Origin of the sequence: Providencia sp. (assembly GCF_040396775.1) — a bacterium.
GTDB lineage: Bacteria > Pseudomonadota > Gammaproteobacteria > Enterobacterales > Enterobacteriaceae > Providencia.
In genome coordinates this window covers 16,290-40,980 of the sequence record NZ_JBEBNT010000018.1, presented here as the reverse complement: position 1 = coordinate 40,980, position 24,691 = coordinate 16,290, and the positions used below count along the sequence as shown (strand labels likewise).

Annotated in this window: 22 protein-coding genes; 14 read left to right on the top strand and 8 right to left on the bottom strand. The window is 43.0% G+C overall.

Annotated elements, in window-relative coordinates; translation table 11 throughout:
- Positions 1-43 precede the first annotated feature (43 nt).
- The 4 genes from ABWP91_RS16270 (at position 44) to phoH (ending at position 3,834) form a co-directional block, all read left to right on the top strand.
- Positions 44-856: a threonine/serine exporter family protein gene (locus tag ABWP91_RS16270; RefSeq protein ID WP_353244130.1), complete on the top strand. Its 813-nt coding sequence runs from the start codon at positions 44-46 to the stop codon at positions 854-856.
- A complete protein-coding gene (locus tag ABWP91_RS16265; RefSeq protein WP_353244129.1) occupies positions 847-1,317 on the top strand; it encodes a threonine/serine exporter in 471 nt (156 codons plus the stop codon). Before ABWP91_RS16270 ends, ABWP91_RS16265 begins: the two co-directional genes overlap by 10 nt.
- Positions 1,318-1,598: 281 nt before the next feature.
- A complete protein-coding gene (locus ABWP91_RS16260) occupies positions 1,599-2,570 on the top strand; it encodes an endonuclease (RefSeq protein ID WP_502935821.1) in 972 nt (323 codons plus the stop codon).
- Between the two features lie 478 nt (positions 2,571-3,048).
- A complete protein-coding gene (gene phoH / locus ABWP91_RS16255; protein WP_219248586.1) occupies positions 3,049-3,834 on the top strand; it encodes a phosphate starvation-inducible protein PhoH in 786 nt (261 codons plus the stop codon).
- A 76-nt stretch (positions 3,835-3,910) separates the two neighbouring features.
- Here the strand turns inward: phoH and zinT are convergent, their stop codons facing one another.
- The 5 genes from zinT to ABWP91_RS16230 form a co-directional block, all read right to left on the bottom strand.
- A complete protein-coding gene (gene zinT / locus ABWP91_RS16250) occupies positions 3,911-4,564 on the bottom strand; it encodes a metal-binding protein ZinT (protein ID WP_502935820.1) in 654 nt (217 codons plus the stop codon).
- Between the two features lie 183 nt (positions 4,565-4,747).
- Positions 4,748-5,587: a siderophore-interacting protein gene (locus tag ABWP91_RS16245; protein WP_353244127.1), complete on the bottom strand. Its 840-nt coding sequence runs from the start codon at positions 5,585-5,587 to the stop codon at positions 4,748-4,750.
- Positions 5,588-5,742: 155 nt separating this feature from the next.
- Positions 5,743-5,922 carry a DUF2474 domain-containing protein gene (locus tag ABWP91_RS16240; RefSeq protein WP_353244126.1) on the bottom strand — a complete coding sequence of 60 codons (180 nt, stop codon included), beginning with the start codon at positions 5,920-5,922 and terminating at the stop codon, positions 5,743-5,745.
- Entirely contained in the window at positions 5,879-6,889 is a 1,011-nt protein-coding gene (cydB, locus tag ABWP91_RS16235; RefSeq protein WP_275074814.1) for a cytochrome d ubiquinol oxidase subunit II, read from the bottom strand. The genes ABWP91_RS16240 and cydB overlap by 44 nt, the downstream gene beginning before the upstream one ends.
- Positions 6,879-8,216, bottom strand: coding sequence for a cytochrome ubiquinol oxidase subunit I (locus tag ABWP91_RS16230; protein ID WP_353244125.1), 1,338 nt, complete (start codon positions 8,214-8,216; stop codon positions 6,879-6,881). Before ABWP91_RS16230 ends, cydB begins: the two co-directional genes overlap by 11 nt.
- Positions 8,217-8,461: 245 nt before the next feature.
- On the opposite strand from ABWP91_RS16230, the gene ABWP91_RS16225 reads away from it, so the two are divergent.
- Positions 8,462-9,886: an aminotransferase-like domain-containing protein gene (locus tag ABWP91_RS16225; protein WP_353244124.1), complete on the top strand. Its 1,425-nt coding sequence runs from the start codon at positions 8,462-8,464 to the stop codon at positions 9,884-9,886.
- 96 nt (positions 9,887-9,982) lie between these two features.
- The gene (locus ABWP91_RS16220) at positions 9,983-10,549 is read left to right on the top strand and encodes a HutD/Ves family protein (RefSeq protein WP_353244123.1); all 567 of its coding nucleotides are present in this window, start codon (positions 9,983-9,985) and stop codon (positions 10,547-10,549) included.
- Here the strand turns inward: ABWP91_RS16220 and ABWP91_RS16215 are convergent.
- Complete coding sequence (locus ABWP91_RS16215; RefSeq protein WP_353244122.1) at positions 10,546-11,157, bottom strand: LysE family translocator; 612 nt, start codon at positions 11,155-11,157, stop codon at positions 10,546-10,548. The two genes, ABWP91_RS16220 and ABWP91_RS16215, sit on opposite strands and share 4 nt — an antisense overlap.
- A gap of 165 nt (positions 11,158-11,322) precedes the next feature.
- Here ABWP91_RS16215 and ABWP91_RS16210 point away from each other — a divergent pair, with 165 nt between their 5' ends.
- Positions 11,323-11,790, top strand: a complete 468-nt coding sequence (locus ABWP91_RS16210) for an Lrp/AsnC family transcriptional regulator (protein ID WP_353244121.1) — start codon at positions 11,323-11,325, stop codon at positions 11,788-11,790.
- A gap of 3 nt (positions 11,791-11,793) precedes the next feature.
- Here ABWP91_RS16210 and ABWP91_RS16205 read toward each other — a convergent pair whose 3' ends face one another.
- Positions 11,794-12,336 carry an RNA 2'-phosphotransferase gene (locus ABWP91_RS16205; RefSeq protein WP_353244120.1) on the bottom strand — a complete coding sequence of 181 codons (543 nt, stop codon included), beginning with the start codon at positions 12,334-12,336 and terminating at the stop codon, positions 11,794-11,796.
- A 747-nt stretch (positions 12,337-13,083) separates the two neighbouring features.
- On the opposite strand from ABWP91_RS16205, the gene ABWP91_RS16200 reads away from it, so the two are divergent.
- The 7 genes from ABWP91_RS16200 (at position 13,084) to ABWP91_RS16170 (ending at position 22,795) form a co-directional block, all read left to right on the top strand.
- Entirely contained in the window at positions 13,084-14,448 is a 1,365-nt protein-coding gene (locus tag ABWP91_RS16200) for a radical SAM protein (RefSeq protein WP_353244119.1), read from the top strand.
- Entirely contained in the window at positions 14,438-15,121 is a 684-nt protein-coding gene (locus ABWP91_RS16195) for a TorD/DmsD family molecular chaperone (protein ID WP_353244118.1), read from the top strand. Before ABWP91_RS16200 ends, ABWP91_RS16195 begins: the two co-directional genes overlap by 11 nt.
- A 29-nt stretch (positions 15,122-15,150) precedes the next feature.
- On the top strand, positions 15,151-17,733 hold the full coding sequence (locus tag ABWP91_RS16190) for a molybdopterin-dependent oxidoreductase (protein ID WP_353244117.1): 2,583 nt from the start codon (positions 15,151-15,153) through the stop codon (positions 17,731-17,733).
- 13 nt (positions 17,734-17,746) lie between these two features.
- Positions 17,747-18,289: a DMSO/selenate family reductase complex B subunit gene (locus tag ABWP91_RS16185; protein WP_273804248.1), complete on the top strand. Its 543-nt coding sequence runs from the start codon at positions 17,747-17,749 to the stop codon at positions 18,287-18,289.
- Positions 18,290-18,300: 11 nt separating this feature from the next.
- Positions 18,301-19,146: a dimethyl sulfoxide reductase anchor subunit family protein gene (locus tag ABWP91_RS16180; RefSeq protein WP_353244116.1), complete on the top strand. Its 846-nt coding sequence runs from the start codon at positions 18,301-18,303 to the stop codon at positions 19,144-19,146.
- A gap of 367 nt (positions 19,147-19,513) precedes the next feature.
- The gene (locus ABWP91_RS16175; protein ID WP_353244115.1) at positions 19,514-21,637 is read left to right on the top strand and encodes a TonB-dependent receptor family protein; all 2,124 of its coding nucleotides are present in this window, start codon (positions 19,514-19,516) and stop codon (positions 21,635-21,637) included.
- 66 nt (positions 21,638-21,703) lie between these two features.
- Positions 21,704-22,795, top strand: a complete 1,092-nt coding sequence (locus ABWP91_RS16170; RefSeq protein ID WP_353244173.1) for an ABC transporter substrate-binding protein — start codon at positions 21,704-21,706, stop codon at positions 22,793-22,795.
- 72 nt (positions 22,796-22,867) lie between these two features.
- Here ABWP91_RS16170 and ABWP91_RS16165 read toward each other — a convergent pair whose 3' ends face one another.
- Positions 22,868-24,688: a CocE/NonD family hydrolase gene (locus ABWP91_RS16165; protein WP_353244114.1), complete on the bottom strand. Its 1,821-nt coding sequence runs from the start codon at positions 24,686-24,688 to the stop codon at positions 22,868-22,870.
- Positions 24,689-24,691: the final 3 nt, after the last annotated feature.

Here is a 24,691-nt window from a genome sequence, read left to right as displayed (position 1 = left end):
TTTAAGTGAATTTCTGAATGCTTGTCACAATCTTGGGGGCGCAATGGCGGGATGTACGTTAAATGAACAACGTTTATTAGAGGAAGATTCTGTTGAAATGCAACGGGAAATCACTCGGTTTTGCATCGAATGTGGCTTGTTACTGCTACAACATGGTGCAGAGAGCATGTTAGTAGAGCAATTAACAACTCGATTAGGTATTGCACTCGGTGCAAGCCAAGTCGACAGTGCGATTTCATCAAACTCTTTAGTGTTAACAACCATTATTGATGGCCGCTGCTTAACTTCAACACGACGCATTATCGACCGTGGCATTAATATGCATGTGGTGACAGAAGTGCAACATGCCGTAATATTAGTTGAACATCATTTATTAGATAGAAAACAGTTGCAAAAGAAATTGTCTTTCATAAAACCCTTGCGTTATCCACGTTGGTTGATGGTGCTAATGGTTGCATTATCCTGTGCGTGCTTTAGTAAACTCAATGGTGGTGGTTGGGAAAGTGCTTTAATCACGTTCTTAGCCAGTGGTTGTGCGATGTACATCAGGCAGGTTTTAACCTCCCATCAAATGAACCCATTGATTAACTTTTGCATTACTGCTTTTGTGGCAACCTCTGTTTCGGGGTTATTACTCAAAATTCCTTATTTGGCGGTAACAGAAACCATTTCGATGGCGGCGAGTGTCTTGCTGCTTGTACCAGGGTTCCCGTTGATTAATGCTGTTGCGGACATGTTTAAAGGTCACGTAAATACAGGTTTAGCACGCTGGACAATGGCCAGTTTACTCACACTGGCAACCTGTATTGGTGTGGTGTTAGCGATGACTATTTGGGATCTAAAAGAATGGGCATAGAATTTTTGTTAACATTGATTGAAAAAATGGTGTTAGCCGCTATCCCAGCAATTGGCTTTGCCATGGTATTTAATGTTCCTGTGCGGGCACTTAAATATTGTGCGTTGCTCGGCGCAATTGGCTATGGGTCTAGAATGATTTTGATGGCACTAGGGCTACAAATTGAATGGGCGAGCTTCCTTGCCGCAATTCTCATTGGCATCATCGGTATTCAATGGTCGCGCTGGTGGTTAGCCCACCCAAAAGTATTTACGGTCGCGGCGGTGATCCCCATGTTCCCTGGTATTAGTGCCTATGTGGCGATGATCTCGGTAGTGAAACTTTCCCAGTTTGGTTATAGCCCTGAGTTAATTGAAGTTTTAGTGACGAATTTCTTAAAAGCCTCTTTCATTGTTGGTGCATTGTCTATTGGTATTTCATTACCCGGTTTGTGGCTGTACCGTAAACGCCCAAGTGTTTGATATTCAATAAAACCTAAGTGGTATTTTTGCTTTATTAAGCAGACTGCCACTTGGCGTTATTAACGATAAAAACTAACATAAACTATTAAATTTGCAGAAATTCTGATGGCGTAATTATTTAATAAAAATAGGCAATCGCTGATACCATTAATGTTTTAATTTGATTAGAATATAAGATATTTTCTATATGCATTAGGGTGTTAGCAATAATACTAACGTATCTATATTAATTTTTCGCTTATATTCTGATTAGTGGTGTTATTTTGAAACAGTCCAGTTTTTTGTATTTCTTCCGTTTTATTCTGCCTTTCTTTCTCTTTTTACCTTTTTCTTTCTCTTTTGCGGCGCCTAGCTCATTTACGCAAGCGAAAGTGCTCAGCAAAACGCAAGTCTATTCCGATCAAAGCAAGCAAGGTGAAGGAACGATTTACTGCGGCTGCCAGTGGGAGTGGGCTGGCAAAAGTGGCGGGCAAGTGGATTTAGCCTCTTGTGGCTATCAGGTACGTAAACAGCAAAGCCGTGCGGAACGCATTGAATGGGAACACATTGTACCTGCGTGGGTATTTGGCCATCAGCGCCAATGTTGGCAAAATGGTGGGCGAAAAAACTGCGTTTCAACAGACCCCGTTTTTGGTCGCATGGAAGCTGACTTGCATAATTTGGCACCTTCCATTGGTGAAGTGAATGGAGATCGAAGCAATTTTAGCTTTGGCCAATTATCGACAAATACGCCTTATCCGTATGGAATGTGCCGCAGCCGTGTTGATTTTAAACAAAAGGTATTTGAGCCCCGTGATGAAGTAAAAGGGCAGGTTGCTCGTGTCTATTTTTATATGCATGACCGTTATAATTTGTCTATGTCACGTCAGCAGCAGCAACTCTTGATGGCTTGGGATAAAAAATTCCCACCAAACCAGTGTGAACGCAACCGTGATGAACGTATTGCCAAAGTTATGGGGCACCATAATCCCTTTGTGACAGGGCAAAAACAGTGGAGTTTAAACCACAAGAATGGTGGCGAGGGAGTAAGATTTTCCCCAGTTTCAACGGTATCATCACCTAAGCAGCCTGAAAAACAAACTAACTTAGTCAATTCAGCTGAAGTTAAAGGTAATAAAAATTCTAAAAAGTATCATTTCTCCCATTGTTCGGGTTTTAAGACATTATCAGATAAAAATGCAGTCATGTTTGCGAATGAAAATACTGCCCAAGAAGCAGGCTATCACCTAGCGGGGAACTGTAAACCGCGTTAATAACAAAGTAAGCGTCAATAATGGATTGATTATTGGCGCTTTTTTAGGGTGATAATTTGAGGTGGCATATAAAACACAAAAATGTGTTAAAAAAATGTTGCTTTCTGAAAAAAATTAGCGCTATATTTAGGGTAAGTAAAAACTGCAATAAAAACAGCACTTCACTGAGTCACAAAAAATATTGCAGTTTGTCATAATAGTGTCATACAGATTCATTAGTTTAACGGTATCGCTGTCACAGGAGAAACTAATGGTAAGTAAGTATTTGTTAACACGAACACAAGACCGGTTAGCCTCCATCATGAAATTGTCATGGTGAGATGACTAACCGGTTTTTTTATGGCCAGTTAAAAATAAAGAGGATTGAACCACAATACACTGTTTTGTCGTTAACCAAGAGCTTGAAGGGAGCTCCTCTCTGTTCTGAATAGTTAGTCATCTGAAATTGACATCACTGATACCTGGAAGGGTTAATACTATGAGTAGACAGAAAGCTGCAACAAAAGCACGTCGTGAAATGAAACGCTCATCACGTAAAGAACGTTCTGGTCGGTTTGACATGAATAACGTTGCGTCCTTCGCCGAGCTGACAGGCATTGAGCCTATCGGTATGGCAAAAGAACGCCGTGATGGCTCACCAATCCTGCCACGAAATGAAGCTCAAAAGCTCTATATTAATTCGATTAAACACAAGCAGTTAATTTTTGCCAATGGTGAAGCGGGCTGTGGTAAAACCTTCATCAGCACTGCGCTAGCCGCCGATGCATTGTTTAATAAAGATATCAGTAAGATCATTGTGACAAGGCCTGTTCTTCAGGCAGAAGAAGACCTCGGTTTTTTACCAGGGGATATGTCAGAAAAGTTTGCGCCGTACTTTCGACCTGTGTATGACGTTCTAGCAAAACGGCTAGGGAGTTCGTTCCTGCAATATTGCTTGCGCCCTGAAATTGCGAAGGTAGAAATTGCGCCATTTGCTTATATGCGTGGTCGAACTTTTGAAAATGCTGTTGTGATTTTAGATGAGGCTCAAAATGTCACGGTCACCCAAATGAAAATGTTTTTAACGCGTTTGGGGGAAAACGTCACGGTGATTGTGAATGGGGATGTGACCCAGTGCGACTTACCTGATGGGGTGCAATCGGGTCTTGCAGATGCGTTACAACGTTTCAGTAGTGATGAAATGGTCTCGATGGTGAACTTTACCATTGATGATTGTGTAAGATCCCAATTGTGCCATAAAGCGTTATTAGCCTATAACGACTAATTGATTTGCCTCGAGAGTAACGAACATATGCCCCATAAGTGATTACTGGGGCATATTCTTTATCAGTCACTGATTATTAATGGTACAGCATTTCGTGGACGATTTGCTCGTCAGTTAATGAATACGGGTAATAGGTTGGCCAGTTGTCTAATTGCCCCAGTAGTTTTTCTTGTGACTCATTCCCCATATATAAATGGAAATGCCCTGACGTTTGCGGCTCAATGATATGGTCGCTAAATTGAATGTATTTTGGTGCTTTAGACTTAGCATCTTGACATTCAAATAGGTAGCGAACGCCTTTTTTACCCGAAGTATAATGCAAAATTTTATAGCCTGAGTACGCATATTGGCAGCTATTGACGACACCGTCTTGGGTAAATTCAATGACGTTATTTTCGATGCCAATACTGTCAACATCTGTGGCGTAGCCTTTTTTGTAGTAATCGCGGTATTCTTCAACTGTTTTATCTTTATTTTTCTGCGCTTTACTTTCTAAAACAGCATCCAACTTTCCATTTAATAATAAGGGATTTACTGATTCCCATACACCTTGCCAGTCACTTAATGAGCGGTCTTTGACATCAGAATCTTCAAAAATGCCTTTTGAAGCTTGAAGTGCTTTTTCTGATTGTGGGTGTGCGTGACTGTGTGAGCCGTGTGCAATAGCAGAAAAACTGCTAATGGCAAAAGCTACGCTGAGCGCTGCATTTAATAATGTGTGTTTATGCACTGTCATTTCCTATTTTGATGATGTCTTTTTTTATTATGTTATAACATAACATTTATCGCAATAAAAAATGTGCAGGCTAGGGTAATTTGATACAAGTAAACGAAAAAAGAGGAGGTAACGGCTAGAGAGACGCTTATCAGCGATAACGCAACTGATAAGCGTTGAGGGTAATTTAAAGCAGGATTAATCGTCAGGGTTATCCATTACAGCATGGCGTTCATGGTGATAACCTTCTTCATCATAGCCATGTCTCCAGTAAGGGATTGCATAGATATCATCGCGGCCAAACCCTTTTTCGCGGCGAACAAAACGACGTAAATCACGAATAATTTGGTCTTCACCTGCTATCCAAAATGCACAATCAGTGGCAGGAATATCCCATGATTTAAACGTACTAATTAACTCAGCGGTTTTGCTGATATCGCCACAAATCCAGATAATTTCAACTTGAGCTGGTTTTTTAAGTGGGCGTATATCCGCTGGGTTATCCATGCGTAGCACCACTTTACCTTGGGCATCTGATGGCATTTTTTCTAATAATGCGGCGATGGCAGGCAGTGAACTGGAGTCCCCGGCCATAAAATAGTGTTTTCGACTTGGCAGCAGCGGGTCTGGGCCTCCAGGGTTAGTGATCCCCATCCAATGACCAGGTTTAGCATCACGGGCAAATAAATAGGCTGGGCCTGTCGCACCATCATGCATGGCAAATTCAATATCGATTTCGCTGAGGTTAGGGCGGATCGCTCTTACAGTATAGGTGCGTACAAATGGGCGAGGTTTATCTTCAGGCCAACTACGGCCTTCTTTGCTGAGGATAGGCAGAGCTGGTTGGCTGGTTAAGTCAGGGGCTAAAAAGATTTTTAAATGTCCACCTTCGCTGTCGGTTGGGTAGTCTGCAAGCTTTTCACCGGTGAAGGTGATGCTACGAATCGAGGGGCTGACATCAGTAATGGATTTAACTTGAATAAGCTGCGGTGGCGCCGGGCGGTAGATATTTTTTTCAACGGGTTGGTCAGTAGCCACGGACGGTCTCCTTCGTTAATGATAATTTTATTATTTGGTAATTATTATCATTATCATATCACGAATATTAATTATTTAACCATTTATATTCATCCTATCTGCCTCACACAAAACAAAAAAGTGCCTTAGGTATCAACATAAGGCACTTAAGTCATCTACTTCACTTTCATCCCAGCGGCCGTCATCATCAACTTAAACACGGAAGAGAAAGCAAATAGCGCTAATACACTTCCTAGCCAGATAATTGCCATCCAACCGAGTTTTTTCCACCAAGGGGAAACCACGCCGGTATCAATGGTAGCCTTGGTCTGGGGTAATTTTTCCTCTGAAGACATAGTAACTCCAATAGGTATAAACCAAAATAACAGGAATAATGAATAACGCGCCCACTAACATAAAGCCTAAACTTTCAGAAGGGCCTGCTGCGTCACGGAAGCTAATTGCAGGTGGAATTAGTGTCGGCCAAATGCTGATCCCAAGACCGGTAAAGCCGAGGAATATCAACATCAATGCAGACAAAAATGGCACGCTGTCATGTTGCTGGCGCTTCGCACTTTTTAAGATTAGCCATGTGCAACCCAGAACCAGTAATGGAACTGGCAAGAAGAAGAACAAGTTTGGCAGCGTGAACCAGCGGTCAAAAATGGCTTCATTAAGCATTGGGGTCCATAAGCTAATAACGGCAATTACTGCAACCATCAGCAAGGTTAATGGACGCAGAATGCGGTACATCGTGCGGCGTAGGTGCCCCTCGGTTTTCATGATTAACCAGCCGCAAGCCAGCAAGGCATAAGCAACAACTAAGCCAAAACCACAAAACAGTGGGAAAGGGGCAAACCAATCAAAGTAGCCGCCCATAAAGGTGCGGTTTTCCACATGGAAACCTTGGATAAAGGCACCCACAACAACACCTTGAACAAACGTGGCAAAAATAGAGCCCCAAATGAATGCGTGATCCCAATGGCGGCGGTGCGATTCGTCTGCTCTAAAGCGAAATTCAAATGCCACACCACGGAAAATCAAGGCCAATAGCATAAAGGTCAGTGGGATTGATAACGCATCTAACACAATGGCATAGGCAAGGGGAAATGCGCCAAATAGGGCTGCACCACCGAGTACAAGCCACGTTTCGTTACCATCCCAAACGGGGGCAACGCTGTTCATCATTAAGTCACGGTCTTGGCTATCCTTTAGGGCTGGATAGAGAATACCAATCCCCAAATCGAATCCATCCATGACGATGTACATCAACATACTAAATACGATGATGACAAACCAAATGAGAGGTAAATCAATGCCCATGAGCTGCGTCCTCCGCGATACCTTTACGAATTAATTTCATCATGTACATGTAGCCGATACCGAACACCCCACCGTAAACCACAAAGAAGGCGATTAAGCTGATGCTCATGTGCATTTCACCGTGGGCGCTGACGGCATCAGAGGTGCGCTGCAAGCCATACACCACCCAAGGTTGACGGCCAATTTCAGTCGTAAACCAGCCCGCTAAAATGGCAATCAAGCCAGAGGGTGCCATGACAAACATAAAGCGCAGGAAGGTTTTCGATTCATACAGGTTTTTACGATAACGCAGCCATAATCCCCAAACTCCAGCGGCTATCATTAACAAACCTAAACCGACCATCACGCGGAATGACCAAAACACCATGAATACATTTGGTCGGTCTTCTGGTGCGTACTCTTTTAACGCAGGCACTTGTTTATCAATGCTGTGGGTTAAAATCAGGCTCGCAAGATACGGAATTTCGATGGCATATTCGGTTTTTTCTTTCTCTTGGTTTGGAATACCAAACAAGATAAGTGGTGTGGCTTCTCCTGGTTTGTTTTCCCAGTGGCCTTCCATCGCAGCAACTTTAACGGGTTGATGTTTCAGCGTATTCAAGCCGTGCGCATCACCGATTAACGCTTGGAGTGGGGCTAACACTAAAATCAACCACAGCGACATGGAGAACATTTTCTTCATCGCACTGGATTTGTTGCCTTTGAGCAAATGCCAAGCCGCAGAAGCACCAATAAAGAATGCCGCCGCAAGGAACGCTGCTGTGGTCATGTGCAATAAACGGTATGGGAAAGATGGGTTGAAAATGACCGCTAACCAATCAACGGGGACGATGCGACCATCGATGATTTCGAAACCTTGCGGTGTTTGCATAAAACTGTTGGATGCCAAAATCCAGAAAGTGGAAATGATGGTACCCAATGCAACCATGCAGGTGGCAAAAAAGTGCAGTTTTTCACCCACGCGGTTCATGCCAAACAGCATGACGCCAAGAAAACCCGCTTCAAGGAAGAACGCGGTTAACACTTCATACGTGAGTAATGGGCCCGTAATTCCGCCCGCAAAATCTGAAAAGAAACTCCAGTTGGTACCAAATTGGTATGCCATCACCAATCCAGATACCACGCCCATTCCGAAATTAACCGCAAAAACTTTGGTCCAAAAATGGAACAGTTTTATATAGTCTTCGTCACGTGTTTTTAGCCATAAGCCTTGTAGCACCGCAAGAAAGCTTGCGAGCCCAATCGTAATGGCTGGGAAAATAATATGGAACGAGACCGTAAACGCGAATTGTATACGGGCAAGTTCCAGCGCAGTTAGTCCAAACATATTGACCCCTGAGTGGATATGTTAATGGCACGCTGCATTTAAAGCCTTGGTGGTCACAATCGAGGTGCTTATCCCTAGCAAAAAAAATTGCGCACACCGGAATGCTAATCATCGCAATCCGACTAAAAATGTTTTGTGCTTATAGTTAAAAAAAGTCAGGTGAATGTGTGGATAAGTAGAACATGAGACGATAAACTATAATAGTAACAATTATTGAGTTATTAACTATAACAGTTGAGGCGGCAATGACGAGATATGAACAGTTAGCAGCGCAAATTCGTCAACAAATTGAAGATAATATCTGGCAAGTTGGTGACAGATTACCTTCACTTAGGGAAAGTGTTAAACAATCAGGTCTGAGTTTGATGACTGTGGTGCAAGCATACCAATTACTTGAGAGCCAAGGATGGGTCACGGCACGTCCGCAGTCTGGGTACTATGTCGCTAACCGAAATAATGCTTTTGCGGCTGCAAAAGGGGGAAAAGGGCTCCATTTAAATGAAAATGTAGAGATTAACGCCTCAATATTTGGGGTATTACAAGCTTGCAAGGACCCAGATATTATCCCATTTGGCTCTGCGTTTCCAGAACCTGCGTTATTGGATGACCCGAAATTAGCCAAATCACTGGCATCCGTCGCGAGGCGTTTAGCCAAATTTAATACGCCCGCTAACTTGCCGCCGGGAAATGAACAATTGCGCCGTAATATTGCCCAGCGTTATGCGACACAAGGTATTCATGTCGCCCCTGATGAAATTGTCATTACCGCAGGTGCGATGGAGTCACTCGTGCTAAGTTTGCAGTCAGTGACCCAGCCCGGGGATTGGGTGGTGATTGAATCCCCTGCTTTTTATGGCTCATTGCAGGCAATAGAGCGGTTAAAACTTAAAGCAATTGCGATTAAAACTGACCCTTTATTTGGCATTGACCTTGATGCATTAGAAGACATTGTTGATAAATACCCCATCAAAGCCTGTTGGTTAATGACCCATTATCAAAACCCGCTAGGCGGTACAATGCCACAAACCAATAAAAAACGGTTGGTGGATATTTTAAATAAACATCAAATTGCATTAATTGAAGATGATGTTTATGGCGAGCTGTATTTTGGCAATAAACAACCAATCCCTGCAAAAGCACTCGATACGAAAGGGCACTTTTTCCACTGCTCCTCATTTTCAAAATGTTTAGCACCCGGGTATCGAGTGGGATGGGTGGCAGCAGGGCATCACGCAACGAAAATTCAGCATTTACAGATGATGAGTACAGTGTCAGCAAGTGTTCCCACACAGCTTGCTATCGCGGAATACCTTTCTCTAGGGGGGTATGATGGCCACTTACGTAAATTGCGCGTTACCATGGAGCAACGGCAGCACCAGATGTTAGGCGCAATCGCGAAATATATGCCGCCTTCTGTGAAGGTGAATATGCCCAAAGGTGGGTATTTTTTATGGTTAGAGTTTGAACCGCCGTTTAATGCAATTCGGTTATATCAATTAGCATTAAAAGAAGGTATTAGCATCGCACCGGGTAGTATGTTTTCAACAAGCGACCAGTTTAACCATGCATTTCGTTTAAATGCGTCTTTTACATGGACTGAACGTATAGAAGAGGCGATGAAAACCTTAGGTCGGTTATGTCACCATTTAATAAAAGAGAAGCGCGATTAGTCACATTATCGTTGTAAATTCATTGCCTTGAAAGATTAACTTTGCGACTCTAAGTAGAAATCTAAAACAGTGAATGACAACGTTTCGGGAGGTAATGTGAAAATTAAATGTTTTGATATCACCGACTTGCCAAACCTTGAGTGGAATGATGGAGGCGGGGCTAGCCAAGAAGTTTTTTGCTGGCCTGTGGCTTCAGATTATTCATTACGTGCAAGCATTGCTACGATTAATCAAGATAGCTACCTTAAACGCTACGCTGAAGGTGAAAGGCTAGTTATCTTGCTCAATAACCAAGAAATAACATTAACCGATCATAAAAACTTTATGCAGCGGTTGAGCTATGCTGGGGAGTATGCTCAATTTCCGGCTCAGCAATATGCGGCGCTCAATGTGAGCCAGCCGAATACACAGCTATTGAATTTTATTTTCCGAGCAGATCGCTGGGTAGCCAAAAGTACTTTAGTGACAAAAATGTGTAAATTACCCAATAACCAAGCGGGACTCGTTTTTGTGCTAAGTGGCGAATGGGCTGTGTCTGGCGGGAACTGTAACCGAATGGCAGTTGGGCAAGGCGGTTGGTGGTTACCGGATATCGGCGAAGGTGAAGTGGCTCCCTTGAGTGCCGATAGCCTGTTGATTTGGATTGAATTACTACCGCGCTAGCTCGCCGCTAACCCTATGGCAGCAAAGGTTAACAAGCCACCAGCTACCCCCTCAGTGATGCGGCGTTTATTGTCGTTATAACCTTGTTTCTTATGCATGGATGCAAACAGCACACCAATGATCCCATAAATCACCACACAAGAAATAATAAAAGTGGCAGAAAGGATTAACGATTGAATTGCAACACTTTCGCTCAACTGAATAAAATTAGGTAAAATTGCAAAATACACCAGTAAGCCTTTAGGGTTTAAAAAACTGGTTAAAAATGCCTTACCAATCACTGCTTTATTCGACACTTTTTGTATTTTGACTTCACTGGCTTTCATTGCAGACATGATCATCCGCACTGCAAGGTATGCCACATAGGCAACACCGACCCATTTTATTGTGTGAAATACCATCGGTGAGGCTGCAACAATTGCGGCTAGGCCAAGTGCGGCGAGTATTGCATGGGCAACGTAGCCTAAAATAATGCCTAAATTAGCTTTCCAAGCGGCACTTGCCCCACCTGAAAGCCCTTGTGCTGAAATAAATAAAATATCTGGGCCCGGTGTGCAAATCAGTGGGATCACGGTAGCACTGAATAATGCTAATGTGTGTAACTCCATACGATGACCTCTTTGGTTTTTATTGTTGATGAGGCAACTGGCCAGCTGCGTAAAAATTATAGCGATAATGCAGTAGTATAGGGTTGTTTTATTGCTTGAAAATAACAATAAATTGGCATTGAATATCAATAACTATTAATAATTTAGTGTTGGATATCAACAAAAATGAATATGATAAAACTTGATGCTATTGATAGGCGCATTTTGCAAGTATTACAGCGTGATGGAAAAATACAGAATGTCGAACTGGCTAAGGAAGTCGGGCTTTCCCCATCGCCTTGTTTGCGTCGTGTAAAACTGCTCGAAGAGGCAGGCGTCATAAAGCGCTATGTAGCGGTGCTTGATGGGGCAAAAATTGGGGCGGGCTTGTCGCTATTTGCGCGTATTTGGTTTAAAACTCAGGATGCGAAAACCATCAACCAATTTGTTGAAGACATCAAGCAGATGCCAGAAGTGGTGGAATGCCACCTAATGGCGGGGGAGTGTGATGCGCTAATCCGCATTGTTACTCATGATCTTGCCTCGTATCGCCGCTTTCATGCTGACCATTTAACACAAATAAGCAGTATCCAAAGTATTAAAACTGAAGTCCCTATGGAAACGGTTAAGGTCACTTATGCGTTGCCGCTGTAGCAATTACGGCTGGATAAATTTGGCGGGAACGTGCTCAGTTAACCAAACATGGTTATCTGATAAGTAAAATTGATAACCTAACTCTATCATTTTTTGGGCTTCAATTACCAAAACGATGGGCTTGCCGTGCCGTGCGCCTACACGGGTTGCCGTCTCTGTGTTGTCTGATAAATGGACATGGTGGCGGTTACCTGCTAATAACCCTTGTTGCCTAATTGAATCGACAAAACGAGTTGCTGTTCCGTGGTAAAGAAACTCTGGGGGAGCTTGTGAAACGTGATTCAGGCGAACCTGTTGGCTTGAATGCCCTTGTGCTGCGCGGATCATGGTGTGTTCAGCATTGAAGGTAAAGCGCTTTTTATTGTTATTTTCGACGACATACTCTAATAGTTCACGGGTGAGTTTTTTCCCGTGACGGTTAGCGTGTAATAATAAATTATCGACACTAACCCAGCCATCTTGGTCAAGTGTGAGCGAAATAGATTCAGGTTTGTGGCGTAAAACGTAGCTTAAGAACTTGCTAATTTGAATTGTTTTGTCTTGCATATACTGCCTGTTAATAATATTTATTTTCTTTAAGTTTAATTTAATTAATGACTAAGTGTGATTAATTAGTAAAATCATAACGAAGTGACAGAATAAAAACGATGTAAATAATCCTAAAATGTTTTTTGTCAAAAAATTATTTTTTCTAATCAATTAAAGACAAATGCCTGATTGCTTCGATAGCAATTGACCTGAATTAGTTAAAAATACTTTCTATTAAATTACAGCCACGGGTAGAAAATCTACAATAGGTCGTGCTAATGATATTTATTACCTATTGATTTGAAATTTAACGTTACATTTTGAAAAATAATTATTCATTTTAAATATCAGGGTAAATATAATTTTTCTTGATGGTTTTTAGTATGAGTGCAATTCGAAATATAAATTAGTATATAACCATTCATAATGGGATTGAGTAGTATGTTGTTTATAACATATTGAGTATATGAGGAATTTATTGGTAAATAACTGAGGGGTAAATACGTTGAAATAGAATTTTTTGTTGATCCTGCGCAATTTCATTTTGCTTCAATTATTTATACTGAGCTTATTAATATGACAAATAATAGCTAGTTTTAATTTTCGGATTAAATAATCTCAATCTCACCGTAAATGTACTGTATATACTGTTTTTTCGCTATTAATGACAGTCAAAATTAATCAAATAATTAGATGTTAATTGCATGGCCATATTCTATAACAAAATTGGTTTATAAAATATCTTCCTTTATTAAAGGTAAATGAATGATCTACCCGATGACAGATAGCATGCTGTCCACACTCAAAAATGATAAATTAACACGCTATGCTATGCGCTATTTAGCGATTGAGGAAAAGACGCAATCTGCTATTTCAGAGTATGGTTTAGATTTTGAAATTCGTTTTTCACAGCAAACTGAAATCCAACAACTGAAAACTGAGTTAAAAGCGCTAGGGGCGATTTTTGCAAATAATGGCAAGAGTATCCACAGCGGCTGGCTCTCTAGCGCCTGTGTGCAATGCCGTACGGGGGAAGGGAGCCATACCACATTCTTGTCTTTAAAATGCCACCGTGATTGCTATTTCTGCTTTAATCCGAACCAAGAAAATTATGATGATTTTCAACAGGAAATGCGCGATGCACTAGGCGAAGTCGACGCGATTGCTGAGCAAGGCTATCCATTATCCCACATTGCATTAACGGGGGGAGAGCCGCTGTTATTTCGTGAAGAAAGCATTCAATTCTTTCGACGTGTGCAACAAAAATTACCGCAGGTTCACACCCGCTTATATACCGCAGGTGACCCGCTAGACCGCAATACGGCGCTTGCATTAGCCAAAGCAGGGCTACAAGAGGTGCGTTTTAGTATCAAGATTGATGATCCAAAAGAACGTATTGAAAAGGTATTGCACCGTATTGCGTTAGCCCGCGAAATTTTCCCTACGGTGATGGTGGAAATGCCTGTTATCCCTAATACTGAAGTGCAAATGTATCAGCTACTGCACCAACTCGATGACATTGGTATTGATGGCATCAATTTATTGGAGTTTTGCTTCCCTCTCACCAATAGCCATGAATACAAAGCCCGCAATTTTGAGTTAAAAAACCCACCTTATGAGGTGTATTACAACTATTGGTACGCTGGTAGCCTTGCGGTTGCGGATAGTGAATTAGCCTGCTTACGAGTGCTGAAATTTGCTTTAGAAAAAAAATTATCCATTGGTGTGCATTATTGTTCCTTAGAAAATAAACATACGGGGCAAGTGTACCAAAGTAACGCGTTTTTCCAGCACGATGAGCACGTCATGGGCCCCCATTATTTTTTCTCCACCAAGGATTATTTCTTTAAAAGTGCCAAGGTGTTTGGCGATGATTGCGAGAAAGTGGCCCACTATTTAAAACAAGCCAATGTTCCTTTCGAACAAGAGTTACTCCACGGTTTTTTACAATTTAACCCTGAATCGATTTTATCTTTGCAACCGCTGGCAAATCTCCCCATTGCACTGACTTCTCACATCGTTGAACCAGATGAAAACGGTAATCCACTAATTAAAGAAGTGCGCATTGAGCTCACTACACCCACTGAATTTTTATTGACCGATATACAGGGAGGTTCCTGTGAAAAATGAAAACCCAACGTTAGATTTTTTGTATGCAAGGCAGTTTGCTTATGACGTATTGCGCCGTTTACTTATGGAAGAGCCGACACCTGAATTACTGCGATATTTGAGTGAGGCAGGGTTGGCGCTATTTCCCTGCGAAGACAGTTTGCCTGTGATGGCGGATGCAGTGAGTGCGATGCAAACCGATTTGCAAGCCCGCAGTTTACAAGCGGGTACTGACGGTTTTGAGGATTTGCATTGGGATTTCACGCGCTTATTTCTTGGGCCTGATGCTCCAGCGGCGGCGCCATGGGAGTCGACTTATGTCTCACGGGACAAGCTGTTATTCCAAGAAAGCACTCTTGCCGTGAAATCATTCTACCAAAAATATGGATTTGAATTAGGGCACAAAGAGTTCGAAGCCGCAGACCATATTGGTTATGAATTAGATTTTATGTGGAATCTGAGTCAGAAAATTGTTGAATGCACTGAATTAAAAGCTGAACTCACTGACGAGTCAAAAGTGTTATTACAGGCATCGTTTTTATTCTTAAATGACCACCTTTTGGCATTTATTACCCCATTTTGCCGCGACCTACATAACCACGCGAATACCCCATTTTATCGCCAGTTGAGTGCACTGTTAGAACCATTTTTACGAAATGATCAAAATAAAATCAACGAATTAGTCAATTTATAATAATAAAACGAAAGGAAGAGGTAAGAGCAATGTCAGAAAGACAGAAAATAGCCTTAAGTCGACGTTCATTTATAGCGTGGACATCGGCGGCATCGGTGATGGCCACATTACCGATGAGCAAACGGCTTTATGCATCAACACCCGAAGAAGAAAAAGCCATTGTCCAAGCCACTGATGCCGTCACTAAAGGGAAATGGAAGCCCGTTGCGTGTTGGCATAACTGCGGTGGGCGCTGCGTCAATAAAGCGTTGGTGGTCGATGGTGTAGTGGTTAGGCAAAAAACCGATGACGTGGTTGCCGACTCGCCTGATTTTCCACAGCAACGCGGTTGCTTGCGTGGGCGCTCTCAGCGTAAGCAAGTTTTTGGTGCAGACCGCTTAAAATACCCAATGAAGCGCAAAGGGTGGGCTCCGGGTGGCGGTGACAAAAGCTTACGTGGGCGTGACCAATGGGTGCGGATCAGTTGGGATGAAGCCCTTGGTATTATTGCCACTGAGACAAAACGTATTAAAGAAATATACGGTAAGGAATCTATTTGGATCACCGGTGGAAACGGTGTTGATATCCAAAACGTGTACGCTAAAGCAGGCGGCTTTGTGGGGGATTGGGGAACCACCTCATGGGGGGCTTGGTTTGAAACACCTGCTCACCTCGGTTTATTGGAAGGGTTTTATACTTTCGGTACCAATGACCGCTTTGATATGCGTAACTCGCAACTTATTGTGATGTGGGGCGCTAATCCGGCATGGAGCAGCCCGGGTAGCCCAACTTATAACTATTATCAGGCAAAAAAAGCGGGTGCGCGTTTTATCAGTATTGACCCGAGTTATACCACGACAGCGGAATTAATGGATGCAGATTGGTACCCAATTAATCCGGGTACTGACCATGCGCTGGCACTGGGTATTATGTCTGCGCTTTTGGAAATGGATAGCCCAGATAACCCATTAATTGATTGGGAATTTTTACGCCGTTGTACCGTTGGCTTCGATGAGAAAAATATGCCTGCGGGTGCTGACCCGAAAGGCAACTTCAAAGATTATTTATTAGGCACGTATTCCGGTGAACCAAAAACCCCTGAATGGGCAGCGAATATTTGTGGCTTATCAGTGGCAGACATTCGTACATTGGCACGTGAAATTGGTGGAACAAACCGTGTTGCATTACTAACAGGTTGGGCACCTGCACGTATCCATAATGGTGAAGGATGGGTTCAAGCATTCTCCACATTAGGTTTTATGACTGGGCATATGGGGCGACCAGGGCGCATGACAGGGGTGAGTTGCCACTTTGCCGCGGGCAATAATGGCACACGCTTAGTGATGGCTGGCGCAAGTGGTTTACCTTCAGTGCCTAACCCTGTGAGCTTGAAAATCAACCACAATGAGCTTAACCGAGCGTTGCTGGAGAAGAAATTCCGCCAGCGTGGGGTGGGCGATGTGGATGCAAATATCCAAATGATCATTCACCCGTTCAATGCGACGTTACAAACGCGGGCGAATATTACCCAAAGTATTGAAGCCTATAGAAAAGATGTCGAATTAATCGTGACAGCTGCTTATGTTCCACATACCTGCGCAAAATACTCCGATATTGTTTTGCCTGTCACGACCGAGTGGGAACGCGATGGCACTATCTTAAACCCAAGTAACCGTGAAGTTATTATTGCTGCCGTGAATGTGACTCCACCACTTTATGAAGCAAAAAGTGACCAATGGATTGCCAAAGAACTGGGCACACGCCTTGGGATAGATGTGGACGAAGTCTTCCCTATTTCAGAAAAACAGCAGTTTTTCAATAAGCTCAATGGGGCAACTATTATCGGGGAAGATGGCCAGACTAAAGAACCTCTACTTACCATCACCCAAGCAGATATTGATGAATGGCAAGTTACAGGGAAACCACAGCAAGGCCGTTTAACGCTGAATGAATTCCTGACGGTAGGTAAATACCAAGTACAACGTACAGAGGGTGACAATTACGGCTATATCGCCTATGAGGACTTTATTCGCGACCCGCAAGCTAACCCACGCCCAACCCCAAGTGGTAAATTTGAAATTTATTGCCAAACATTGGTGGAAAAAGCCGATGAATGTGGTTGGACCAAATTGCCACCAATCCCTGAGTACATTCCTTCTGCGAGTGGTTATGAAGCCAGCTTCAAAGACTTCGCTAAAAAAGAGAAGGGGGATTACCCGTTCCAAATCTACAACCCACACTATTTACGCCGTTCACACAGTACTTTAGATAATGTGCCGTGGTTACGTGAGCAGTGGCCAAGCCCGATTTATATCAATGCATCTGATGCTAAACGCTTAGGGATTAAGCATGGTGAAACGGTATTAATTACCAGCCCTCATGGGAAGATTGTTCGCCCAGCGCTTGTCACACAAACCATGAAACCGGGTGTCGTGGCTTTACCTCATGGTAGCTGGACGGATGTCGATGAAAAAACAGGGATAGATATGGCGGGTGCAGATAATACGCTGACGATCCAAGTTCCGACGGGGTTAGGCACATCAGGGTGGAACACGATGCTATGTAACATCGAAAAATGGGACGGTGACCAGCTAGTTCCTGATGTTGCCATTCCACAGCGTATTATTTTTTAAGGGGCGATAAATAATGGATAAACAAGTCGGATTTTATATCAATGTTGCCGCCTGTATTGGCTGTAAAACCTGCGTTGTAGCGTGTAAAGACAAAAATGACCTTGAGGTTGGGCGTAATTTTCGCCGCGTATACGACATCGAAGTGGGGGAATACCCCCGTCCGCGCCGTTGGCATTTATCGATTGCGTGTAATCACTGTGATGACCCGCAATGTGTTAGCCACTGCCCAACAACGGCAATGCACAAACGTGAAGAAGATGGTGTTGTCTTAGTCGACCACGATAAATGCGTCGGTTGCCGCTATTGCACATGGGCTTGCCCATATGAAGCTCCGCAATTTGATGCAAGCATCGGCATGATGACCAAGTGTGATACCTGCATTGATTTACGCGAGCAAGGGGGGAACCCGATGTGTGTTGATTCCTGCCCAATGCGTGCGATTGAATTTGGGCTCATCAGTGAGCTGCGTAAAAAATATGGCACGAATGCAGATATTGATGGTTTGCCAAGTTCAAGTATCACCAAACCCAACCTCGTTGTTGGCACGAAAGGATAAGGAGAATTATCATGCATGAATTTCCATTGGTGATTTTCACCTTATTTATGCAGGCATCCGTTGGCTGCTTGGTGGTTTCACTGTTGTGCTCTTGTCGCATATTAGAAGGAAGTGAAAAAACACAGCTCCTTAAAAAGCCTGTTGTGGCGAGCTTTGTTTTAGGGTGCGTAGGGTTATTGGGCTCGTTGTTCCATATGGGTAATCCATTACATATGTTTTACACCATGGTGCATGTTTCTAGCTCTTGGATGAGCCGTGAAGTGTGGGCAACCGCGATTTACATGGCACTGTTATTCTTAAGCACAGCTTTGTTGTTACTCAAAAATAAAGCGAATAATGCATTGCTAGTTCTCAGTGCCATCGCAGGTTTAGTGTATATGTACGCAATGTCAGCACTGTACGCAAATACACTCTTTAACCTTTGGGGTGGCTTATTTACTTACGCCAGCTTCTTTGGGGCTGTGTTATTGGTTGGCGGTGTGATTGCGGCTTCATTGCTAGTGGGTGGCCTGCGTTCTTTGGGTAAAGAAGATCAACTTAAGCGTGTGGTTAAAACTTCATTGGGTGTGGGTGTAATGGGTATCTTATTGATGCTACTCGGTGCATTATCATTATTGAGCAATATCGGTGAGCCAATTTATATGGGTATGACTCCGCGTGAATTGCCTGAAGGATTACTTAGCCTGAGCATTACCCGTGTGGCGTTAATCGCGGTAGGCATTTTGTTTGTTGGGCGCTTATTATGCCAAAAATCAAGCCAATCAACGAATGCTACGCTGGTGATGTCATTTGCTGCATTGTGTATTTTTGTTGGTGAAGGTGTTGGTCGTATCGTATTTTTCTCTCTCGGAGGCTAATTTTAACCCTTGAGTTATTGGAAATCCGAAGGCAACCCTTCAGATGGAGGTTGTTGACAAAGCAGGATAAAAGCGTGGTTTTTCCTGCTTTGTGTTATCAGCCGAAAATCAATAAATTGATTTTCCTTTGTTTTTTTCAAAACCTACCCAACCTGCATCCAAACCTAATTGGTTTGTCCACAGTCTGAAATCCGAAGGCAACCCTTCGGATTTTTATTTATTTTTTTTGACCTAAAAAAAGAATAATAACTAATAATTTAATTAGTTAGGCATTTTTATTATAAAAAATAGCGTAAATTTGGTTGATTATTACTAATGATTATAATTATCATTACTGATCTTAATCTTCTTTGTTAACTCGCCTTTTATGAACTTGAAAACTCGCAAACTACTTTTGCCATTGGCAATTTCTGCTTCATTGATTTCTCACTACGCTTTCGCGGCCGATAACGCTAAAAATGACCAAATCACCGTCACGGGTAACTGGCTTGAAAATACCGAAGACAGCGAAGTGGTATTTAACCATCCCGGTGCACGAACCGTTAAAACACAACAACAAATTAAAGAAACGGGCAGTGAGACCATTGCGGATGCACTAAAAGGCATTCCCGGTGTTCAAGTGCGTGAAAGTAATGGAACAGGGGGAAGTGATGTTTCCTTAAACGTTGGTGTACGCGGTTTAACCTCACGTTTATCGCCGCGTTCAACGATCCTACTTGATGGAATGCCGTTGGCGGCAGCGCCTTATGGTCAGCCACAACTTTCCATGTCGCCACTCTCGTTAGGCAGTATTGAATCCATTGATGTTATCCGTGGAGGGGCATCTGTACGTTATGGGCCACAAAACGTAGGTGGAGTGATTAACTTTGTGACCAAGCCCATTCCAAAGGCGTTTGGTGGTGGGGTAGCGGTACAAACTCAAGGAGCGAAAACCGGCGGGTTAAAGACCTTAGTGGATGCTTCATTAGGTGGCTCTAAAGCAGATGATTCCGCAGGTGCCATGATCCTGTATTCAGGTTTGCATGGGCAAGGCTATCGCAAAAGCAACGATAATACCGACATTGATGATTTTATGTTGAAAACCCGTTATGCCATTACGGATAACGACGAGCTATTAGCGAATTTTCACTATTATCACGCGATGTCTGGAATGCCGGGCGGGTTAACCCAAGCTCAATATAATGCAGACCCGTTCCAATCAACACGACCATATGACCGTTTTGAAGGGAATCGCCAAGATATGTCATTGAAATATAAGCATGAAGAAGATGACAAACAATTCGAATTAATGACGTGGTTCAGCAAAAGCTACCGTGGCAGTTATATTGAAAGCGACCATAAAGACAAAGCCAACGAAAGGCGTCTGGTTTCTTACCCGCGGCACTATACCGCGTATGCCATTGAGCCAAGTTATTCTCAACTCTTCCGTTTTGATAACATGTCCCATGAAGTGACCGTAGGCTACCGTTATTTAAATGAAACCGCTGATGAAAAAGCCTATCGCTCAAATTGGTACCAAGCTGGCACACAAAATACACGTCCAAGCACCAATGACTACTACCAGCATACCTCAGGCGGGACAGAAGCGCATGCGATTTACCTCGATGACACCATTGATGTCGGCAACTGGACTATCATTCCGGGTATTCGCTACGAAAACATCAATATTCATTTAAACGACAGTTTTAAAAATCAAAACCGCAGCAAACGTTACAGTGAACCACTTCCTGCACTGGCGGTGATTTACCATATTGATGATGAGTGGAAATTATTTGCTAATGCCAGCACCTCATTTGGTAGCTTGCAGTACTTCCAATTGAATACGAAAGGGGTTGGCAATTCGCCAGCTAACGGGTTAAGTGCAGAAAAAGCCCATAACTACGAAGTGGGCACAAAATATGACAATACAGCGCTCTCTTTAGAAGCGACTTTATTCTATATCGATTTCGATGACCAACTTCTTTATGTTGAAAATACAACCGGTTGGACTAACTTAGGCGCGACGACTCACCAAGGTGTTGAGCTAGCGGCAAGGTACAATTTAGCTGATCTCACTGATGCGCTTGATGGTGTGAGTGTGTATAGCACTTATACCTATACTAAGGCAGTCAGCAAGAAAGGGGATTTCGCCCATAAAGACTTACCGTTCTATTCACGCCAAGTGATCACCGCAGGTAGCCGTTATGAAACAGGCAATTGGGTGTGGAACCTAAATACCTATGCGCAATCAACTCAGGAATCACCAGGGACAACAAGCCATTATGTAACCGAACCAAGTGCAGATGGTCGTTATGGAACAATACCCGGTTATATGGTGTGGGATGCTCGCGGGGAATACCACTTTGGTAAAAGTTTGTCTGATTTAACGCTATCCGCTGGTATTAAAAACTTATTTGATCAAACCTATTTTACTCGTTCGACGGATAACAATTATGGGATCTACGTCGGGCAACCGAGAACATATTATGTTCAAGCGTCGGTGAAATTTTAATTAAGATAAGGCAGGATGATGATAAATCGATTTATCAATAAATATTGCTTATTTGGGGTGTTGGGTATGTTCTGTGCAGCGACGAGTTTCGCTGCACCTATTACAGTGACCGATATCGCGGGGCGGGACGTTACCGTTAATGCCCCCGTTTCACGGGTGATGCTGGCGGATAGCCGTGTGCTGGTGGCATTGAATATCTTGCACCCACAAACCCCATTAAAAGGCATTGTTGCTTGGGATGATGCACTTATCAAAAAAGCGCCCGACTTAAGCGCGGCGTACAGTAAAAAGTTTCCTGAACTGAGCAAGATTCCTGTTTTTCCAAATCCTTATACAACTGACTTTAGTGTTGAAAAAGCTTTGGTAGCTCAACCAGATTTACTGATTTTTGATATCGGTTTGAAAAGTAAGTTGACGGAAAGTGGCACATTGTCGTTACTGGAAAAAAGCGGTCTGCCTGTTATTTTTATCGACTTTCGCCAATACCCGCTGAAAAATACCATGCCAAGTATGACATTATTAGGCCAAGTGTTCGGTGAAACACAGCAAGCGGAGGCATTTAACCAGTTTTATCAAAAAAGATTGGATTTGATCCGCAGTAAAGTGGCAACGCTCGATAAAGGTCAACGCCCAAGTGTGTTTATCGAAAGAGCCGCGGGGATTTCTGGTGAAGATTATTGCTGCAAAACCTTTGGAAATGGCAATTTTGGTGAGTTTGTTGAAACGGCAGGGGGAAATAACCTCGGTTCACAGTGGTTCAGCACTGGAATGGGCGGTGAAATTAACGAAGAGCAGTTAATCCACAGTAATCCTGACTATTATTTAATGACTGCCGCGGATTGGGACAGCACACGTAAAGGCAGCTCTTCAGTGCCTTTAGGGTATACGGGCGATAAAGCTAAATCGCAGGCTAGGTTAACCAAGCTGATGGAGCGCCCTAAGCTACGCTCATTAGCGGCATATCAAAACAAACAGGTTTTAGCGCTATACCAGCAATATTATGATACCCCGTTTAATATTATTGCGGTGGAAGCGATCGCGAAGTTTTTACATCCAAATTTATTTACCGAACTCGACCCACAAGCGGATAGCGATTATCTGCACAAAACCTTTACAGCATTAGAGGGCGATGGTGTGTTCTGGGTTAAAGCTGAGTAAAAGTTGCCTTCTTTATTGGCCTGCTTGAGTGTAAAAGCAGGCCAATATTTTGATAATACTAATCTGAATTAATTATGCTTTTTTGACCACAGGTAACATAATTTTCGATGGGTATTTTTGGGAAATGTGAATACTATTATGTGCCACTTTCCATGTTCTATCCCCTGCAATAGTTTCCCCTGTATTGGTGTTGAAATCATATTTGGGAAAGTTGCTACTGGAAATGTCTAGTCGAATACGGTGTCCTTTCACAAAACGGTTAGCGCAAGCAAACGGTTTGATTTTAATTTCAATCACTTCATTAGGGGTTAACAAGTTTTTTTGCTCATACCCTTTATGAAAACGGCAGCGGAAGATCCCATCGGTAATATTCATTGCATAACCTTGCGGGTAATCTTCACTAGGCGGGTAAATATCGATTAATTTAGCTGTAAAATCAGTATCTAAAGCATCGCTGCTCACCCACAATGACACTTCAATATCACCTGCCAAACAAATATCTTCTTGTAAAATCTCAGTTTCAAAAACCAAAACATCAGAGCGAGCAGAAAGTGGCAGGTTATTTTGTTGGCTGCCAAAAAAATCAGGCAGTTCACGTTGGTCGAATGCACCACCCCAAAAGATAGGTTGGCCTGATGTTAAAGCACCACCGATAGTTGGAACGGGGTTCTTAGGGTCATAACAATAGGATATTGTTGTTTGCTTAGAGGACTCTTCACGCTGGAGAGATTGATTTTCCCAGAGGAAAAAAGGGGTATTTTCAACATTGGGTAATGGCCACTCTTGATGGTGAACCCACTCACCGCCATGTTCTAAACGCCCCTCGTGATTGAGTTTACCGCTACCGCCACCCATCATGAAAAAAGTGATATCTTGCTGCTGTTTTGGTGGGTTAAGGCCTTTTAAATGTGTTTCAAACCATGCTAAGCGGCATGCTAACCAATTTTCACTGACATTGTGGTCAAAGGCGGCCACTTTACCAAATTCAGCATTACCGCTATGGGTAACATTTCGGTCACCATGCAACCAAGGGCCCATGATTAATTTCTGTGGCGATTGTTTTGTTGTGGTGAATGCACGGTAGTTATCTAATGTCGAGCTGACATAGGCATCATACCAACTGGACATAAATAATACGGGAATATCGGGGATCTGGTCGTAATAGCCTTCTGCGTAGATACCGATTTTTTTCCAGTAATCGGTAAAACACTCCTCTTCCCATTGCTCGAACAGATAAGACTCATATTCAGGCACATGCGTTAGTAATGTATGCCCTTGGTGCCATGGCATAGCAGCAAACCAGTGGTGGACATTCTCTTGTGATAACGCCGTTGAAACCGTGGAGGATTGTTGAGCGATAGGGCTGAGTTTCGCTTGTTTAAACGCCCAAGTGGCTTGTTTGAGCTCAAAAGCACCCCCTTGGCGAATACCACACTGAAATGCATTAGCAAAACCACCGGAATCTAACACCATGGTCGATAAGCCTGGTGGGTTCAAACAGGCCATCGCTAATTGTGTGTGCGCGGCGTAAGACAGCCCCATCGAACCGATTTTTCCGTTACACCAAGGTTGATTCATAATCCATTGCAACGTATCGAAGCCGTCCTCTGCCTCATTAATATATTTAGTGAATTTGCCTTCTGATTCATAACGGCCACGACAGTCTTGATAAATAACAATAAAGCCCGCATGGGTGAAACAACGCGCCATCTCTTGACGCGTTATTTGGCGCCCTGTAACTGTTTTTTCAGAACGGGAAGGGGCCGTTTTATCATAAGGTGTGCGTTCAATAATCACAGGGCAAGGTGAGCCCTCAGCTCCCTGTGGAAAATAGACATCCGTTGAAAGGGTGATTCCATCACGCATAACAACGCGGAAATTCTTCATATCCATACG

Coding starts and splice junctions, on each gene's coding strand:
- cydB (WP_275074814.1), bottom strand. CDS start 6,889: ATGGGCATTGATTTACCTCTCATTTGGTTTGTCATCATCGTATTTAGT.
- ABWP91_RS16215 (WP_353244122.1), bottom strand. CDS start 11,157: ATGGAGTTACACACATTAGCATTATTCAGTGCTACCGTGATCCCACTG.
- ABWP91_RS16225 (WP_353244124.1), top strand. CDS start 8,462: ATGACGAGATATGAACAGTTAGCAGCGCAAATTCGTCAACAAATTGAA.
- ABWP91_RS16165 (WP_353244114.1), bottom strand. CDS start 24,688: ATGGATATGAAGAATTTCCGCGTTGTTATGCGTGATGGAATCACCCTT.
- ABWP91_RS16230 (WP_353244125.1), bottom strand. CDS start 8,216: ATGTTTGGACTAACTGCGCTGGAACTTGCCCGTATACAATTCGCGTTT.
- ABWP91_RS16270 (WP_353244130.1), top strand. CDS start 44: ATGGCGGGATGTACGTTAAATGAACAACGTTTATTAGAGGAAGATTCT.
- ABWP91_RS16185 (WP_273804248.1), top strand. CDS start 17,747: ATGGATAAACAAGTCGGATTTTATATCAATGTTGCCGCCTGTATTGGC.
- ABWP91_RS16170 (WP_353244173.1), top strand. CDS start 21,704: ATGTTCTGTGCAGCGACGAGTTTCGCTGCACCTATTACAGTGACCGAT.
- ABWP91_RS16200 (WP_353244119.1), top strand. CDS start 13,084: ATGATCTACCCGATGACAGATAGCATGCTGTCCACACTCAAAAATGAT.
- ABWP91_RS16205 (WP_353244120.1), bottom strand. CDS start 12,336: ATGCAAGACAAAACAATTCAAATTAGCAAGTTCTTAAGCTACGTTTTA.
- ABWP91_RS16240 (WP_353244126.1), bottom strand. CDS start 5,922: ATGTCTTCAGAGGAAAAATTACCCCAGACCAAGGCTACCATTGATACC.
- ABWP91_RS16180 (WP_353244116.1), top strand. CDS start 18,301: ATGCATGAATTTCCATTGGTGATTTTCACCTTATTTATGCAGGCATCC.
- ABWP91_RS16210 (WP_353244121.1), top strand. CDS start 11,323: ATGAATATGATAAAACTTGATGCTATTGATAGGCGCATTTTGCAAGTA.
- ABWP91_RS16175 (WP_353244115.1), top strand. CDS start 19,514: ATGAACTTGAAAACTCGCAAACTACTTTTGCCATTGGCAATTTCTGCT.
- ABWP91_RS16190 (WP_353244117.1), top strand. CDS start 15,151: ATGTCAGAAAGACAGAAAATAGCCTTAAGTCGACGTTCATTTATAGCG.
- ABWP91_RS16265 (WP_353244129.1), top strand. CDS start 847: ATGGGCATAGAATTTTTGTTAACATTGATTGAAAAAATGGTGTTAGCC.
- phoH (WP_219248586.1), top strand. CDS start 3,049: ATGAGTAGACAGAAAGCTGCAACAAAAGCACGTCGTGAAATGAAACGC.